This window comes from Methylobacterium sp. 2A (genome assembly GCF_009806555.1).
GTDB lineage: Bacteria > Pseudomonadota > Alphaproteobacteria > Rhizobiales > Beijerinckiaceae > Methylobacterium.
Window position 1 is genome coordinate 1 of the sequence record NZ_VUOK01000064.1, and the last position, 266, is coordinate 266.

Consider the following 266-nt stretch of genomic DNA (forward strand, 5'->3'; position numbering starts at 1 on the left):
GTGCAAGCGCGGCGACGCGTTGAGCCGACCGGTACTAATCGCCCGACAGGCTTGATCGCTCCCGTGATCCGTGTCCGTGAGATGCGGTTACAAGAAGACCAGAGGCCGTCCTCGCCGATGCGCGACGACGGCCACCACATGCTTGCCGAAGAGGACACCCGCCGTCGCAGCACCCTGCGCGGCCCAGTCCCAAAAGAATTGCGATGCGCCGGTCTGGTGGCCTGAGCGGCGTGCCCAGAACCCGATCCCATCTCGAACTCGGCCGT

The 266-nt window shown here is 65.8% G+C and carries 1 protein-coding gene and 1 rRNA gene (1 of these 2 running past the window's edge); both read left to right on the top strand.

The window, feature by feature from the left end:
* A partial coding sequence (locus FVE89_RS30780) for a hypothetical protein (protein WP_210254077.1) occupies nucleotides 1–225 on the top strand: 225 nt, incomplete at its 5' end.
* A 5S ribosomal RNA gene (rrf, locus tag FVE89_RS29625) occupies nucleotides 213–266 on the top strand (it continues 75 nt past the right edge of the window). The genes FVE89_RS30780 and rrf, both read left to right, overlap by 13 nt.